The following is a 473-nucleotide window of genomic DNA, read 5'->3' as shown; positions in this document are numbered from 1 at the left end:
CATCAATGAAGTCATTTTTATTACCTTTCACATAAGGTTTTACATATTGAGGCGGGATAAGTTTGGCCTGATGGCCTAAGTCTATGCATTTTCGAGCGAGCCAATGGGAGCCACCACATGCTTCAAAAGCAATTATTGTTGGTTCTAGCTTCGCAATAAAAGAGATTAATTGATTACGACTATATTTTTTCCGTAAAACTTCTTTTCCCAAGTGGTTATGACCAACCACGTGAAAGCTATGTTTACCTAAATCGATACCTAAAATTTGGATGGAAGACATATGATTCACCTCATTTCTGCATGCCTACTCTAAGCATAGGAGTTTGAGAGTGAGGCGGACCATATAATTAAGCCGAGGGGTTAGCTCGGCTTTAAAATAGTAGTTAGTTAGCGTTGTTTCTCTTTTTCTGCAATTTCAGCTCTAATTTGGTCTGAAATGATTTTAATGGCTTCTCCACTACCAACGCCTTGAC

General features: G+C 38.7%; 1 protein-coding gene and 1 pseudogene. Both read right to left on the bottom strand.

The annotated features are described in order from the left end of the window. Positions 1 to 280: pseudogene (locus A6E03_RS11265) on the bottom strand (IS110 family transposase); the annotation flags it as partial. 107 nt (positions 281 to 387) lie between these two features. Further along, on the bottom strand, positions 388 to 473 hold an 86-nt coding region (locus A6E03_RS19860; RefSeq protein ID WP_141677266.1), incomplete at its 5' end, for a YoaH family protein.

The sequence above is a fragment of the Aliivibrio sp. 1S128 genome, from assembly GCF_001691065.1.
In the GTDB taxonomy this organism is placed as follows: domain Bacteria; phylum Pseudomonadota; class Gammaproteobacteria; order Enterobacterales; family Vibrionaceae; genus Aliivibrio.
Note: the sequence above shows the minus strand (reverse complement) of the source record. Positions and strands in the feature narration are given on the sequence as shown.